The sequence below is a fragment of the Aeromonas sp. s4 genome, assembly GCF_040907855.1.
Taxonomy (GTDB): domain Bacteria; phylum Pseudomonadota; class Gammaproteobacteria; order Enterobacterales; family Aeromonadaceae; genus Aeromonas; species Aeromonas caviae.
The window spans coordinates 60,072-74,093 of sequence record NZ_JBFOCP010000018.1; the positions used below are offsets into that span (position 1 = coordinate 60,072).

Genomic DNA, 14,022 nt, shown 5'->3' on the forward strand with positions numbered 1-14,022 from the left:
CTGTCGGCGTCATTCTTTCCCCTTCGCTGGTTTTCATCCGATACTCAATCTGGCTGGAAGCGTGATCCCCGTCCCGCCAGGGTCCGGGAGGATGCGACAAGTTTTGACAATCCGCCAGAATTTTGGCACTTTGTCCCCCTTATGACACAGTGCGAAATTGGTTTTAATAAGCACTTAAAAAACAATAACTTGGCGTCAGGTGTGAAAATATGGATAGGATGGCTATGGGTGTGCTGCTTGTTGATGCCGATGATGTGCGGCGCCAACAACTGGGGACTGTGCTCTCCTTCATGGGGATCCCCTGGCAGGAGGTGGTGGAGAGCGATCTCGATGTGGCCATCGAGACTGCCGGGCCCTTGCAGGGGATTCTGGCCGGGGAACTGCGCGAGCGCGCCCTGAGTGAGCTGCTTGCCGCTCATCCTCGTCTGCCCTTCCTCTCCCTGATGCCGGCGAGCCATGGCTGCAGCAACTTCATCGGGGTGGCCGAGGCGCCCTTTACCTATGAGTCCCTCACCCGTCATCTGCACTTCTGCCAGGCCTTCATCTCCCTGCATCCCCGTCATCAGACCCACGACAAGGGTCAGACCCTGCTGCGCCTGCTGGTGGGCAAGGGGAGGGGCATCCAGGAGGTGCGCCGTCTCATCGGCCAGGTGGCCGAGACCGACGCCAACGTACTGATCCTCGGTGAGTCCGGGACCGGCAAGGAGGTGGTGGCTCGCGCCATCCACGAGCTGTCCGCCCGAAGCGCGGGCCCCTTCGTGCCCATCAACTGCGGCGCCATTCCGGCGGAGCTGCTCGAGAGCGAGCTGTTCGGTCACGAGAAGGGGGCCTTCACCGGTGCCATTGCCGCCCGGCGCGGCCGCTTCGAACTGGCCCAGGGGGGCACCCTCTTCCTCGACGAAATCGGCGACATGCCGCTGCCGATGCAGGTCAAGTTGCTGCGGGTGCTGCAGGAGCGCCAGTTCGACCGGGTCGGGGGCGGCAAGGCCGTCCAGGCAGATGTGAGGGTGATCGCGGCGACCCACCGGGATCTGGAAGCCATGATCCGCACCCAGGCATTTCGCGAAGATCTCTACTACCGCCTCAATGTGTTCCCCATCGAGACGCCCCCCCTGCGGGATCGGGCCGACGACATCCCGCTGCTGCTGCAGGAGCTGCTCAATCGCCATGCCGAACAGCACAAGGGGATCATCCGTCTGACCCAGCGCGCCATGGAGTCCCTGATGCAGTACGCCTGGCCCGGCAACGTGCGCGAGCTGTCCAACCTCATCGAGCGCCTGCTCATCCTCTATCCGAACCAGATCGTCGATGTGGCGGATCTGCCCGGCCGCTATCGCCTGCTGCCCTGCGAGCCACGAGATGAACGGCTCACCGAGATGGACGAGCGGGACGCCCTGGCTGCCGTGTTCCAGTCCCCACCAGAGCTGGATCCCGGCATCGCCATGCCCCTGCCCATGCAGTTGCCCCAGGAGGGGGTCAACCTCAAGGAGATGCTGGCCGACCTCGAGGTGGAGCTGATCCGCCAGGCCCTGGAGTCCCAGGACGGGGTAGTGGCCCGCGCCGCTGACCTGCTCAGCATGCGCCGCACCACCCTGGTGGAGAAGATGAAGAAGTACGGCATGAGCAAGGACAATTGAGGTCAATGCTTTGACGCATTGACCCAATACATTGATAAATAACGTCTATTTTGCTGGCATGGAAATTGAATAAGCTGACTCAATCGCCAGTTTGAGGTCAGCTTTATGACAATCTTGCAGCAGGATGCCCCCCTCCAGTCACATGAAGTGAGTCAGCTTTACGCCATCTTCACTGCGCTGCCGACCGGCGTGCTGCTGCTCGATGGCGAGGGGCTGATCACCCGCGCAAACCCTGCCGCCCTGGCGCTGCTGGGAGAGCCACTGGAAGGCCTTTCCTGGCGCCAGATCATCGCCCGCTGCTTCGAACCCCGTGAGGATGACGGTCACGAGATCTCCTTGCGCGACGGCCGCCGGGTCCAGCTGTCGACCCAGCCGCTGCCGGATCAGCCGGGCCAACTGGTGTTCATTACCGACTTGACCGAGACCCGCCAGTTGCAGGACAGGGTCAACCACATGAAGCGTCTCTCCGCCCTTGGCAACATGGCGGCTTCCCTGGCGCACCAGATCCGCACCCCGCTCTCCGCCGCCATGCTCTATGCGGCCAACCTGGCCAACCGCACCCTCAAGCCTGAATCCCGCAGCCAGTTCCAGCAAAAATTGATGGCGCGCCTGCAGGATCTCGAGAAGCAGATCAACGACATCCTGCTGTTTGCCCGCAATGGCGACAACCAGGTGGTGGCGCCCCTCTCGGTGCAGGGCTTGCTGGCGGAAGTGCAGGCGGGGGCCGAAGCCTTCTGTCAGCAGCAGGGCTGCGCCTTGCATCTGGAGGCCCCTGAGCCCGATCTCTGTCTGCTTGCCAACAGCAGTGCCCTGGCGGGGGCCATCAACAACCTCATCGCCAATGCCCGGCAGGCCGGCGCCGATTCGCTCCTGGTGAGCGCTGTGCGCAGCGGCAACCGGGTGGAGATGCGGGTCATCGACAACGGCAAGGGGATGGCCCCCTCCCTGCTCAACCAGATCTTCGAACCCTTCTTTACCACCCGTTCCCAGGGCACGGGCCTCGGTCTTGCGGTGGTGCAGTCGGTGGTACGAGCCCATCAGGGGGAGGTAAGCGTGGCCTCGGTCCCTGGCGAGGGCACCTGTTTTACCCTGTCTTTCCCCCTGCATCAGCAACAGGTTCAGTTGGGGGGAGTGGCATGAGGCGCGCAAAAGCCGGAGCGCCGGTGAAGATGATTCTCGACAAGGCCATGTTGGTTGTAGGAGGTGTGGCATGACCCAGGCTCGCATTCTGGTGGTGGAAGATGACAACGGCCTGCGCGAGGCGCTGGTGGATACCCTGCTGCTCGGTGGCTATGAGTGCCGCGAGGTGGACAGCGGCGAGCGGGCCCTGCTTGCCCTGTCCCGTCAGCGCTTTGACATGGTGATCTCCGACATCCAGATGGGGGGCATGGATGGTCTGACCCTGCTCGCCAACATCCGCCAGCAATATCCCCAGGTGCCTGTGCTCCTGATGACTGCCTACGCCAACATCGACGGGGCGGTGCGCGCCATGCGCGAGGGGGCGATCGACTATCTGGCCAAGCCCTTCTCCCCCGAGGTGCTGCTCAACCAGGTCAGCCGTTATGTGCCGGCCCAGAAGGTGGAGAAGCGTGCCGTGGTGTACGGGGACCCCAGGACTGCGGAGCTGTTCCAGCTGGCGACCCGGGTGGCCAGAAGCGAAGCCACCGTCATGGTGACCGGACCGAGCGGGACGGGCAAGGAAGTGCTGGCTCGCTACATTCACGACCACTCCAGCCGGGCAGAGCAGGCCTTCGTCGCCATCAACTGCGCCGCCATTCCGGAGAACATGCTGGAAGCGACCCTGTTTGGCTATGAGAAGGGCGCCTTCACCGGTGCGGTGCAGGGGTGCCCTGGCAAGTTCGAGCAGGCTCAGGGAGGAACCCTGCTGCTCGACGAAATCACCGAGATGGATCTGGGGCTGCAGGCCAAGCTGCTGCGGGTCTTGCAGGAGAAAGAGGTGGAGCGGCTCGGCAGCCGCAAGATGATCCCCCTCGATGTGCGGGTCATTGCCACCAGCAACCGGGATCTGAAAAAAGCGGTTCAGGACGGGCTGTTCCGCGAGGATCTCTACTATCGCCTCAACGTCTTCCCCCTGCGCTGGACGGCGCTCTGGGAGCGCCCGGGGGACATTCTTCCCCTGGCGGAGCATCTGCTGGCGCTGCATGCCAGCCAGATGGGGCTGTCGACGCCGCAGCTCGCAGAGGACGCCCGAGAGCGTCTGATGGCTCACCCCTGGCCCGGCAACGTGCGCGAGCTCGACAACGTGGTGCAGCGCGCCCTGATCCTCTGTCCAGACGGCCTCATCGACTGTGAGCACCTGATCCTGGAGGAGACGGACGAGACCCTGGTGCGCCCGCTCGAGCGGCTGTCAGGAGAGGGGCTCGGTGGCGAACTCAAGCAGCAGGAGCACCAGATCATTCTGGACACCCTGCAGGAGTGCAACGGCAGTCGCAAAGCGGTGGCCGACAAGCTCGGCATCAGCCCGCGCACCCTGCGCTACAAGCTGGCCCAGATGCGTGACGCCGGCATCGAGCTGCCCGCCTAGGCCTGACAGGCGCATGGCCTTGCCGGTCCGGCTCGATTATCATGGGCCCTGACGATCGGAATCCGGCTCCCCGCACAGTGCGTGGGGAGCCCAGCTAGGAGACCCCCATGATCTCTCATCGTAAACTGGAAAGCCTGCTCAACCACCTGCTCGAACCCCATGCCATCAAGGATTACTGCCCCAACGGCCTGCAGGTGGAGGGGCGCGAGCGCATTCGCAAGGTGGTGACCGGCGTCACCGCCAGCCAGGCCCTCATCGATGCCGCCGTGGCCGTCGGGGCCGATGCCATCCTGGTCCATCACGGCTACTTCTGGAGCGGCGAGCCGGCCCAGATCACCGGCATGAAGCAGCGCCGTCTCAAGACCCTCTTGACCCACGACATCAACCTGTTTGCCTACCACCTGCCGCTGGACGTGCACCCCGAGGTGGGGAACAACGCCCAGCTTGCCAGGCTGCTTGGCATCAAGGTGCGTCGCGGCCTCGAACCCTGGAACAGCAAGAGCGTCGCCATGGTGGGCAAGCTGGAGGAGCCCATGAGCGGCAGCGATTTTGCCAAGCTGATTGCCGAGCGTCTCGGTCGCGAGCCGCTTCATTGTGGTGACAGTGGTCCCGAGCTCATCCGCTCCGTGGCCTGGTGCACCGGCGGTGGCCAGAGCTACATCAGCCAGGCGGCGGAGCAGGGCATCGATGCCTTCATCTCCGGCGAAGCCTCCGAGCAGACCATCCACACCGCCCGCGAGATGGGCATGCACTTCTACGCCGCAGGCCACCACGCCACCGAACGTTACGGCGTAAAGGCGCTGGGAGAGTGGCTCGCCACCGTACACGGGTTGGAGGTGACCTTTATCGATATCGACAATCCGGTGTAGGGCCGATTAGCCGCGCAGCGGCGTCATCGGACGTGATGACAGGCATTGCGCTGGTCGATGGAAATGACAAGGGAGGCCTGAGCCTCCCTTGTTGTGTCTTACTGCTGCTAGCGATTACTCGCTGGCATAGCCTGCCAGGCCAAGCTGCTTGCCATCGAGGAAGGCAGACCCTTCTCGCATCTGCAAGCGCCCTTCACAGAACCACTGCACTACCAGGGGGTAGATGCTGTGCTCCTGCACCTGGACCCGGGCGGCGACCTCGTCGGCACTGTCCCCTTCGAAGATGGGGACCCGTGCCTGGAGGATCACCGGGCCGCCGTCGAGCTCTTCGGTGACGAAGTGGACGCTGGCGCCGTGCTCGTCATCACCGGCCTCGATGGCGCGCTGGTGGGTGTGAAGACCCTGGTATTTCGGCAGCAACGAGGGGTGGATGTTGATCATCCTCCCCGCGAAGTGGCGCACGAGGTCGGCGCTCAGGATCCGCATAAAGCCGGCCAGCACAACCAGATCCGGTTGATAATCCGCCATCAGGGCCAGCAGGGCGGTATCATACTCCTCCCGGCTGGCGAACTGCTGCTGGGCCAGGATGGCGGTTGCCACCCCGGCTTCCCTGGCACGCACCAGGCCATAGGCATCAGCCTTGTTGCTGATGACGCCGACCACCTGACCGGCAATCTTGCCGCCGGCACAGCCGTCGAGGATGGCCTGCAGGTTGCTGCCGCTGCCTGAGATGAGGACGAGGATGCGTTTCATAGGGGAGGTCATCTGGCCGTTGATCCGATCATTCATTGAATGATGACCTGCTCCTCACCATCGGCCGCCTTGGCGATGTGGCCGATGTGCCAGGCGTTCTCGCCTTCGGCCTTGAGCAGGGCCAGTGCCTTGTCCAGCTGATCCGCCGGCAGGGCGATGATCATGCCGACGCCGCAGTTGAAGGTGCGATACATCTCGTGGCGGGTGACGTTGCCTGCCTGTTGCAGCCAGCTGAACACCGCCGGCCACTGCCAGCTCTGCTCGTCGATGACCGCCTGGGTGTTGGCGGGCAGCACGCGCGGGATGTTCTCCCAGAAGCCGCCGCCGGTGATGTGGGACAGGGCGTGGATCTCGCACTCCTTGATGAGCTTGAGCACGGGCTTCACATAGATGCGGGTCGGCTCCAGCAGGGCGTTGGCCAGGGTGGTGTCACCCAGCGGCTGCTGCACGTCGGCCTTGGAGACTTCCAGGATCTTGCGAATGAGGGAGAAGCCGTTGGAGTGGGGACCGCTGGCGGCCAGGGCGATCAGGGCATCCCCTTCGCCAACCTTGCTGCCGTCGATGATCTCGCTCTTTTCCACCACGCCGACGCAGAAACCGGCGATGTCGTAATCTTCCCCTTCATACATGCCAGGCATTTCGGCAGTTTCACCGCCGACCAGGGCACAGCCGGACTGTTCGCAGCCGGCGCCGATGCCGGTGACCACGGCAGCGGCAGTGTCCACGTCCAGTTTGCCGGTGGCATAGTAGTCGAGGAAGAAGAGGGGCTCGGCGCCCTGCACGATGAGGTCATTGACGCACATGGCGACCAAGTCGATCCCCACGGTGTCGTGCTTCTTCAGGTCGATGGCCAGACGCAGCTTGGTGCCCACCCCGTCGGTACCGGAGACCAGTACCGGTTCCTTGTAGCCAGCAGGGATTTGACACAGGGCCCCAAAGCCGCCAAGACCACCAAGGACTTCAGGACGACGAGTGCGTTTTGACACGCCCTTGATACGTTCAACCAGTGCATTGCCGGCATCGATATCTACGCCAGCATCCTTGTAGCTCAGTGAGGTTTTGTCAGTCACGCGTATTCCCCGTCATATAAAGAAGTGGAGGGTAAAATTCGGGGCGTATTCTACCAGCGGGCACGAAAAACCAGAAAGAAAATCGTTTGCGCGTTTTTGAATCGAAAAGCTCTACAAGCCGTGGCTTTTGTTGTATGATTCCGCGATTTTTTTGGCGCCGGTTAGAGGAGATAATAATGAAAGTCGTTGAAGTCAAACACCCCCTGGTCAAGCACAAGATCGGCCTGATGCGCGAAGGCGACATCAGCACCAAGCGTTTCCGTGAACTGGCCAAGGAAGTGGGCAGTTTGTTGACCTACGAAGCGACCTCTGACTTCGAAACCGAAAAAGTGACCATCGATGGCTGGAACGGCCCTGTGGAAGTCGACCAGATCAAGGGCAAGAAGGTCACCGTCGTGCCCATCCTGCGCGCCGGTCTTGGCATGATGGATGGCGTGCTGGAGCACATGCCGAGCGCCCGCGTCAGCGTGGTCGGTATCTATCGCGATGAAGAGACCCTGCAGCCTGTCCCCTACTTCGAGAAGATCGTCAGCAACATCGAAGAGCGTCTGGCCCTGGTCATCGACCCCATGCTGGCCACCGGCGGCTCCATGATCGCCACCATCGATCTGCTCAAGAAGAAAGGTTGCCAGTCCATCAAGGTGCTGGTGCTGGTTGCCGCGCCGGAAGGCATCAAGGCGCTGGAAGCCGCTCACCCGGACGTGGAGCTGTTCTGTGCCTCCATCGACCAGGGGCTGAACGAGAAGGGCTATATCGTCCCGGGCTTGGGTGATGCCGGCGACAAGATCTTCGGCACCAAGTAAGCATCACCCCATCGCCGCGCCCAAGGCGCGCAAACGGAGCCGGCACCCTGCCGGCTCCGCTGTTTCTCCCCCCTTTGCTTGCTGCCATGCGCGCCTTGCCGCTACCATAAGCACCATCCCCCATTTCGAGAATCTTCTTTATGCTGAAACGCTTAGCGACTCTCCTCTGCTGCTGTCTGCCACTCGTGGTATCGGCCGCCCAGGTAACCGACCTCTATCAGGGCAAGGCTCCCACCAGTGGCGACATGACGGCCGCCCAGTCCCAGGCGCTGGGGGATGTGCTCGTCAAGGTGACGGGCAAGCGCGATATCCTCACCCAGCCGGATGTGGTGAAGGCCCTGGCGGCGCCGGCGGATTACGTGCAGCAATACAGCTATCAGGACATCGGCTCGGTCAAGTTTCTCAAGGCGGATTTCAATGTGGCCAAGGTGAACGCCCTGGTCGGCCAGAGCAAGTTTGCCCTACTTGGCCCGGTGCGGCCGCAGGTCGCCATCTGGCTGGTGGTCGACGAAGGGGAGCGGCGCATTCTGCCGGATCAGTCCGGCGATGGCTGGTCCGAGGCGCTGCGTGCCCAGACCCAGGCCATGGGGCTGCCGGTCAGTCTCCCGCTGATGGACTTGGATGACAACATGGCGGTCAATGCCACCGATGTCTGGGGCCGCTTTGCCGATCCCGTGCTCAAGGCGAGCCAGCGTTACGGTGCTGAAATGGTGGTGCTCGGCAAACTGAGCCCGGAGGGGGAGGCCTGGAGCATCGACTGGGGTCTTTATGGGACCAAGCCGGGGGCACAGGCAGGAGAGCTGACCGAACTGACCAAGGGCTCGGGTTCAGGTACCCAGGCCGAGGTGGCAAAGGGCTTTGCCGATGCCCTTGCCGGTTGGCTGGTGCAGCAGTACGGTACCCGTCTATCCGGTGTCGCCTCCAGCCAGACCCTGGTGGTGGAGGGGTTGTCCGACATCGATGGCATGATCCAGATCCAGAAGCTGCTGCAGGGGATGGCCAGTGTCACCAAGGTGGCCATCGGCAAGCTGGAAGGGGACAAGGTGACCTTCAACCTCTCGCTGCAGGGGGACAAGGCCGAGCTGGTGAGGGGGTTGCAACTTGAGAGCCGCCTGCATCAGGTGGAAGACAACGAGAGCGGCCTGCGCTATCAATGGTCGCAGCCCTGATCCCGGGGGAGGATCCTGACCGCCCGGCATGGTCCGGGCGGTTCTCTATCTGCCCCGCTGGTGATACACTTGCCCGCAAATATCACAGTCAAAGCCCAACGAGTGAAGCAACCGGCCCAACTGTCTTTAGCCGTACAACTACCGGATGATGAAACCTTCGTCAGTTTTTATCCCGGCAACAACGCCCATCTGATCACCGCCCTCAAGAATGCGGCCATCGGTCAGGGCTCGCCCTTCCTCTATTTCTGGGGAGCCAAGGGGTCGGGCCGCTCCCATCTGCTCCATGCTACCTGTGCCGAGGTCAACGCCCGCGACGCGGCGGCGGCCTATCTCTCCCTCGATCAATTCGAACAGCTTGACCCCAGCATGCTCGATGCCCTGGAGAGCCTGCCCCTGGTCTGTCTCGACAGCCTGGAGGCGATCGCCGGCAACGCCCTGTGGGAGCGGGCCCTGTTCGACTTCTACAATCGCTGGAAGGAGAAGGGGGAGGGGACGCTCATCGTTACCGGCTGCAGCGCGCCACGCAAGCTGGGGCTGCAACTGCCGGATCTCGCGTCCCGTCTCGACTGGGGAGTGAGCTTCCACCTCGACGAGCTGGACGACGAGGGCAAACTCAGCGCCCTGCAACTGCGCGCCGAGCTGCGGGGTTTCAAGCTGCCCATCGACGTGGGCCGTTTCCTGCTCAACCGCCTCTCCCGCGACATGCGCACCCTGCTTGCCACCCTCAATCGTCTCGACAACGCCTCCTTCCGTGCCAAGCGCAAGCTCACTATCCCTTTCGTCAAAGAGATACTCGAGCTCTGAAAACCTATCCCATTAGGCTAACTTATTCGCCATTTTGAACCTGGGCAGTGCTCGAAATCCTCACGTACTACAGTACGCTCCGGTTTCTGCGCGCTGTCCGTGTTCAAACTGCCTTCAACGATTACGCCTACTGGGATAGGTTCTAAGCCCCATAACGACAAACCCCGGGACTTGGCCGGGGTTTGTTTGCGAGCATTACACAGCTATCAGTGGAACTGATCTTCTTCGGTCGAGCCGGTCAGCGCGGTCACCGATGACTGGCCGCCCTGAATGACGGTGGTTACCTTGTCGAAGTAACCGGTACCCACTTCCTGCTGGTGTGCCACGAAGGTGTAGCCCCGCTCGGCGGCGGCGAATTCCGGCTGCTGCACCATCTCGACATAGTGCTTCATTCCCTCGCCACGGGCGTACTGGTAGGCCAGCTCGTACATGTGGAACCACATGTTGTGGATACCCGCCAGGGTGATGAACTGGTACTTGTAGCCCATGTCGGAGAGCTCCTGCTGGAAGCGGGCGATGGTGGCATCGTCCAGGTTCTTCTTCCAGTTGAAGCTCGGGGAGCAGTTGTAGGCCAGGATCTTGTCCGGGTACTGGGCCTTGATGGCCTCGGCAAATTTGCGCGCCTCGTCCAGATCGGGCTTGGCGGTCTCGCACCACACCATGTCGGCGTAAGGGGCGTAGGCCAGGCCGCGGGAGATGGCCTGCTCGATGCCAGCCTGCACCTTGTAGAAGCCCTCGCTGGTTCGCTCACCGGTCAGGAAGCCGGCATCGTAGGGATCGGCATCCGTGGTCAGCAGATCCGCTGCGTTGGCGTCGGTGCGGGCGATCACCAGGGTGGTGGTGCCGCAGACATCTGCCGCGAGGCGAGCCGCGACAAGCTTTTGCACCGCTTCCTGGGTCGGGACCAGTACCTTGCCGCCCATGTGGCCGCACTTTTTCACGGACGCGAGCTGATCTTCGAAGTGCACGCCGGCGGCGCCCGCTTCAATCATCCCCTTCATCAGTTCGAAGGCGTTCAGCACGCCGCCGAAACCGGCTTCCGCATCCGCTACTATGGGCAGGAAGTAGTCGATGAAGCCTTTGTCCTCTGGTCCAACCTTGTTGGCCCACTGGATCTGGTCGGCCCGGGCGAAGGAGTTGTTGATGCGCTCCACCACGGAGGGGACGGAGTTGGCCGGGTAGAGGGACTGATCCGGGTACATGGTGGAGGAGAGGTTGTTGTCCGCCGCCACCTGCCAGCCGGAGAGATAGATGGCTTCGATGCCGGCCTTGGCCTGCTGCACCGCCTGGCCGCCGGTCAGGGCGCCGAGGCAGTTTACATAGCCTTTCTTGGCGCCGCCGTGGATCAGCTCCCACAGTTTGTCGGCGCCGCGTTGGGCCAGAGTGTGTGCCGGCTGCAGGCTGCCACGCAGGTTCACCACGTCCTCGGCGCTGTAGCCGCGCTTGATCCCTTTCCAGCGGGGGTTTTCTGCCCAGTCTTTCTCGATAGCCTGGATCTGTTGCTCACGGGTCAGTGCCATATCAGTTCCCTCTTTCATTGATTTCACGTTTCCATTGACTTGTTATGGGGGCCGTTACCGGCCCGGGTCTCACAGCCGCTCGTAGCCGGGCAGCGTCAGAAAATCGATGAGTGTGTCGGCGCAGGTGATCTCGTCCATCAGGGCGCTCGCCTCGGCGAAACGGCCCGATTGCCAGCGGGCCTCGCCCACTTCGCCTCTGACCACCTCCTGCTCCTCGGCCAGCATCTGGCGGAACAGCGCCTTGGTCACCGCCTGACCGTTGGAGAGGGTCTTGCCGTGGCGGATCCACTGCCAGATGGAGGTGCGGGAGATCTCGGCGGTGGCGGCATCTTCCATCAGTCCGTAGATGGGCACGCAGCCGTTGCCGTTGATCCAGGCTTCCAGATATTGCAGGGCGACGCGGATATTGGTGCGCATGCCCGCCTCGGTGCGATCACCCTCACAGGGGGCCAGCAGATCGGCGGCCGTGATGGGGGCATCTTGCTCGCGCAGCACGCCGATCTGGTTCTGGGCACCCGCCGGAATGGTGGCGTTGAACACCGCCATGGCGGTATCGGCCAGACCGGGGTGGGCGACCCAGGTGCCATCGTGGCCGTTGTCGGCCTCGCGCTGCTTGTCCGCGTGCACCTTGGCAAACACCTGCTCGTTGACGGCCGCGTCCTTGGCCGGAATAAAGGCGGCCATTCCCCCCATCGCCAGCGCGCCGCGCTTGTGGCAGGTCTTGATGAGGAGTCGCGAGTAGGCAGAGAGGAACGGTTTGTCCATGGTCACCACCTGACGATCCGGCAGGACGCGATCAGAGTGATTCTTCAAGGTCTTGATATAGCTGAAGATGTAATCCCAGCGGCCGCAGTTGAGGGCGACGATGTGATCCTTCATCTGATAGAGCAGCTCGTCCATCTCGAATACCGCCGGCAGGGTTTCGATGAGCACGGTGGCCTTGATGGTACCGCGGGGCAGACCAAACCTGTCTTCGGTCCAGGCGAACACCTCGCTCCACCAGCGCCCTTCCAGATGGCTCTGCAGCTTGGGTACGTAGAAGTAGGGACCGGAGCCCTTGGCCAGCAACGCCTTGTGGTTGTGCAGGAAATAGAGGGCGAAGTCGAACAGGCCGCCGGGAATGGGGGCACCATCAAAGGTGACGTGCTTCTCCGGCAGATGCAGACCGCGAACCCGGCAGATGAGCACGGCCGGATTGGGATTCAGGGTATAGGCCTTCCCCTCCGGGCTCTGGTAGGCAATGGTGCCGTTGACCGCATCGCGCAGGTTGATCTGGCCCTCGATCACCTTGTTCCAGGCTGGGGCCAGTGAGTCCTCGAAGTCGGCCATGAAGACCTTGACGTTGGCGTTGAGGGCATTGATCACCATTTTGCGCTCGACCGGGCCGGTGATCTCCACACGGCGGTCCTGCAGATCGGCGGGGATGCCGCGCACCGTCCAGTCACCAGCGCGAATATGGGCGGTCTCTGGCAGGAAGTCCGGTAACTCGCCGCCATCGATACGGGCCTGGCGTGCGACTCGCTGCTTCAGCAGCTCATTGCGTTGGGGAGCGAAACGTTCCACCAGTTCGGACACCAGGGCCACCGCATCCGGCGTCAGGATCTGCGCGTAATCGGGAAGCATCTCGCCTTGAATGCGCAGGCGGGTGCTGCTGATGGTCTGGGCCGGTGCCGACATAGTGGGTACTCCTCCAAAAGTTACATTTTGAATTTATTAACTACGACTAACGTCTATATCCCTTTCTTTCAAACTCCCCGTAACAGCGGGGCAACACGATTCATAAGGTGCAAAAGAATGGCGGATTCGTCAACTTGATTTTTAAAACAGGTGTTTTTTGATGATACTTAAGATGCTGTTTTAAATGGATTTATGTGATTAGTGTAAAAGCTCTTTACAGATGGTTATGCTCTTGGGTCGCCGGGGCGGCAGGGGGGAGGATTTCGGTAGAGGGGGTGGGTTAAAAATGTAACTAATTACGTAATAAAATTACAAATGCAAAAACAAATCCCGACATTACTCCAAGCTTTGCAAAAACAGCTGTATGAAATGCCTTCGTCCAATCCAGCCTGCATGAGGGCTATGAAGTGACCGGGTAGTGAACTGGTGTTTAAAACTAAAATGTCAAATTGGGTCAAAATGGCGAAGGCGAACAGGAGAGAGGGAAATGACGAGCAATAACGTAGGTTTGTATCAAGGCGTGTCCATGAAGGAGAGGGAGGTTGGGGCGCAGAAGATGGTCAATTAAACTGGTTTTTGAAGAAAAACTAGCATTTTGTCGTTATTTGAGGTGGCGGCCTGTTGGCCGGGGTCAAGGGCGGTGCCGGACAGCAAAACCGGCGTCTTGAACCGCACTATGGCACGGGCTCGTCTCAGTAATCTTCATCCGGGGCGGCGAGATCGATCACATCGAGGTGCACTGAACTGCCGAACCCGTGCTCTGCGGAATCGAGCTCGGAGGGGGTGGGGGAGATCAGGGGCTGAACGGGCTGGGAGTCAACAGCTTGGGTCATGGATGCTTGCCTCATTGATTGCAAGCCGGTCGGTGATTCCATCACCCTAGTGTCCACCTCCCTGTTTTTATGGCCGGCGGAAAAGTTGCGTATCCTAGCGGCACTTTATGAAAGCTTCAAGTGGTTCTGTATAAAATTCATGCCAATAAAAAGTGGCGACCCGATGAACGGGGGAGGCGAGAGGAAAAAGAGGCAAGCGTCGGGCGTGCAGGCAAAAAAATAGCCCAGTCGTTTGACTGGGCTATTTTCGGGGAATTTGGTCGGTGTGAGAGGATTCGAACCTCCGACCCTCTACACCCCATGCAGATGCGCTACCTGGCTGCGCTACACACCGACGGAGTC

Annotated in this window: 12 protein-coding genes and 1 tRNA gene; 7 read left to right on the forward strand and 6 right to left on the reverse strand. The window is 61.5% G+C overall.

The window, feature by feature from the left end; genetic code table 11:
* The first annotated feature begins 218 nt into the window (after positions 1-218).
* The 4 genes from AB5Y89_RS04225 (at position 219) to AB5Y89_RS04240 (ending at position 5,051) form a co-directional block, all read left to right on the forward strand.
* Positions 219-1,637 carry a sigma-54 dependent transcriptional regulator gene (locus tag AB5Y89_RS04225; protein WP_041213159.1) on the forward strand — a complete coding sequence of 473 codons (1,419 nt, stop codon included), beginning with the start codon at positions 219-221 and terminating at the stop codon, positions 1,635-1,637.
* Positions 1,638-1,742: 105 nt separating this feature from the next.
* Positions 1,743-2,777 (forward strand): PAS domain-containing sensor histidine kinase, encoded by a 1,035-nt coding sequence (locus AB5Y89_RS04230; protein WP_010675278.1) that lies wholly within the window; start codon positions 1,743-1,745, stop codon positions 2,775-2,777.
* A gap of 70 nt (positions 2,778-2,847) precedes the next feature.
* Entirely contained in the window at positions 2,848-4,182 is a 1,335-nt protein-coding gene (locus AB5Y89_RS04235; RefSeq protein WP_182957960.1) for a sigma-54 dependent transcriptional regulator, read from the forward strand.
* A gap of 107 nt (positions 4,183-4,289) precedes the next feature.
* Positions 4,290-5,051, forward strand: coding sequence for a Nif3-like dinuclear metal center hexameric protein (locus tag AB5Y89_RS04240; protein WP_161648058.1), 762 nt, complete (start codon positions 4,290-4,292; stop codon positions 5,049-5,051).
* Positions 5,052-5,165: 114 nt separating this feature from the next.
* Here AB5Y89_RS04240 and purN read toward each other — a convergent pair whose 3' ends face one another.
* Entirely contained in the window at positions 5,166-5,804 is a 639-nt protein-coding gene (gene purN, locus AB5Y89_RS04245) for a phosphoribosylglycinamide formyltransferase (RefSeq protein ID WP_368222929.1), read from the reverse strand.
* A gap of 32 nt (positions 5,805-5,836) precedes the next feature.
* Positions 5,837-6,874 carry a phosphoribosylformylglycinamidine cyclo-ligase gene (purM, locus tag AB5Y89_RS04250; protein WP_010675274.1) on the reverse strand — a complete coding sequence of 346 codons (1,038 nt, stop codon included), beginning with the start codon at positions 6,872-6,874 and terminating at the stop codon, positions 5,837-5,839.
* Positions 6,875-7,050: 176 nt separating this feature from the next.
* Here purM and upp point away from each other — a divergent pair, with 176 nt between their 5' ends.
* From upp to hda, 3 genes are all read left to right on the forward strand, one after another.
* Positions 7,051-7,677, forward strand: a complete 627-nt coding sequence (upp, locus tag AB5Y89_RS04255; RefSeq protein ID WP_005302745.1) for a uracil phosphoribosyltransferase — start codon at positions 7,051-7,053, stop codon at positions 7,675-7,677.
* A gap of 140 nt (positions 7,678-7,817) precedes the next feature.
* Entirely contained in the window at positions 7,818-8,846 is a 1,029-nt protein-coding gene (locus tag AB5Y89_RS04260) for a DUF2066 domain-containing protein (protein ID WP_042864114.1), read from the forward strand.
* Positions 8,847-8,948: 102 nt separating this feature from the next.
* Positions 8,949-9,650, forward strand: a complete 702-nt coding sequence (gene hda / locus AB5Y89_RS04265) for a DnaA inactivator Hda (RefSeq protein WP_010675272.1) — start codon at positions 8,949-8,951, stop codon at positions 9,648-9,650.
* A gap of 206 nt (positions 9,651-9,856) precedes the next feature.
* On the opposite strand, the gene aceA is transcribed toward hda, so the two are convergent.
* The 4 genes from aceA to AB5Y89_RS04285 all read right to left on the reverse strand — a co-directional run bounded on the left by aceA (position 9,857) and on the right by AB5Y89_RS04285 (position 14,014).
* Positions 9,857-11,170, reverse strand: a complete 1,314-nt coding sequence (gene aceA / locus AB5Y89_RS04270; RefSeq protein ID WP_041213155.1) for an isocitrate lyase — start codon at positions 11,168-11,170, stop codon at positions 9,857-9,859.
* Between the two features lie 69 nt (positions 11,171-11,239).
* Entirely contained in the window at positions 11,240-12,847 is a 1,608-nt protein-coding gene (gene aceB / locus AB5Y89_RS04275; RefSeq protein WP_336582412.1) for a malate synthase A, read from the reverse strand.
* Positions 12,848-13,539: 692 nt separating this feature from the next.
* Positions 13,540-13,680, reverse strand: coding sequence for a hypothetical protein (locus AB5Y89_RS04280; RefSeq protein WP_010675269.1), 141 nt, complete (start codon positions 13,678-13,680; stop codon positions 13,540-13,542).
* 257 nt (positions 13,681-13,937) lie between these two features.
* Positions 13,938-14,014: transfer RNA gene (locus AB5Y89_RS04285), tRNA-Pro, on the reverse strand.
* Between the last annotated feature and the right edge of the window lie 8 nt (positions 14,015-14,022).

Bases quoted from the DNA above. Each gene is read 5' to 3' on its own strand.
- upp (WP_005302745.1), top strand. From the start codon at position 7,051: ATGAAAGTCGTTGAAGTCAAACACCCCCTGGTCAAGCACAAGATCGGC.
- AB5Y89_RS04235 (WP_182957960.1), top strand. From the start codon at position 2,848: ATGACCCAGGCTCGCATTCTGGTGGTGGAAGATGACAACGGCCTGCGC.
- aceB (WP_336582412.1), bottom strand. From the start codon at position 12,847: ATGTCGGCACCGGCCCAGACCATCAGCAGCACCCGCCTGCGCATTCAA.
- aceA (WP_041213155.1), bottom strand. From the start codon at position 11,170: ATGGCACTGACCCGTGAGCAACAGATCCAGGCTATCGAGAAAGACTGG.
- AB5Y89_RS04280 (WP_010675269.1), bottom strand. From the start codon at position 13,680: ATGACCCAAGCTGTTGACTCCCAGCCCGTTCAGCCCCTGATCTCCCCC.
- AB5Y89_RS04230 (WP_010675278.1), top strand. From the start codon at position 1,743: ATGACAATCTTGCAGCAGGATGCCCCCCTCCAGTCACATGAAGTGAGT.
- AB5Y89_RS04225 (WP_041213159.1), top strand. From the start codon at position 219: ATGGCTATGGGTGTGCTGCTTGTTGATGCCGATGATGTGCGGCGCCAA.
- purN (WP_368222929.1), bottom strand. From the start codon at position 5,804: ATGAAACGCATCCTCGTCCTCATCTCAGGCAGCGGCAGCAACCTGCAG.
- AB5Y89_RS04240 (WP_161648058.1), top strand. From the start codon at position 4,290: ATGATCTCTCATCGTAAACTGGAAAGCCTGCTCAACCACCTGCTCGAA.
- AB5Y89_RS04260 (WP_042864114.1), top strand. From the start codon at position 7,818: ATGCTGAAACGCTTAGCGACTCTCCTCTGCTGCTGTCTGCCACTCGTG.